The 474-nt window shown below is 70.3% G+C and carries 2 pseudogenes; one reads left to right on the forward strand and one right to left on the reverse strand.

Going from position 1 to position 474, the window contains the following annotated elements:
- Positions 1-239 (forward strand): annotated as a pseudogene (locus tag P3H15_RS55725) (sigma factor-like helix-turn-helix DNA-binding protein); the annotation flags it as partial.
- Here the strand turns inward: P3H15_RS55725 and P3H15_RS55110 are convergent.
- Positions 239-474, reverse strand: a pseudogene (locus tag P3H15_RS55110) (ATP-binding protein); the annotation flags it as partial. The pseudogenes P3H15_RS55725 and P3H15_RS55110 overlap by 1 nt on opposite strands.

A 474-nucleotide genomic window follows, 5' to 3' on the forward strand; every position in this document is an offset into this window, starting at 1 on the left:
TGCTCTCGGGGCTGCCCGCCGAGCAGGCCGCGGCGGTGAAGATGGTCGACCTCGACGCCCGAACCCACGCCGCTGCCGCGGGTGAGGCGGGAATCTCGGTGTCCGGGATGAAATCCCGGGTTCAGCGCGGCCGCGCCGCCCTTCAGGCCCAGTTGCACGCGTGTTGTGAGATCAGCCAGGACCGCGCCGGGCACGTGCACGACTACCAGCCCCGCAGCGGCGGATCCTGCGCCTGCGGCTGGGTAGGAGCCGGGATCGATGAATCCTGTTCCCGCCATGAGGAAAACGTCTTCCCGGCCGGAAGCCCGGCGGTTTTGCGGCGCATCGCCTTCGTTGCCTCGTCCCGGCCGCGGACCTCCTCGTCGAGAAGGACCTTGAGGACCTCGGTGGGATCCCACCGCTGCGCTTTCGCGGTGGCGAGCACCTCCGGTGCGGCAGCCCGCAGGTAGGGCAGGCGCATCCGTTTGAGGACGG

This window comes from Rhodococcus sp. T2V, from assembly GCF_029269925.1.
Taxonomy (GTDB): Bacteria; Actinomycetota; Actinomycetes; order Mycobacteriales; family Mycobacteriaceae; genus Rhodococcus_F; species Rhodococcus_F koreensis.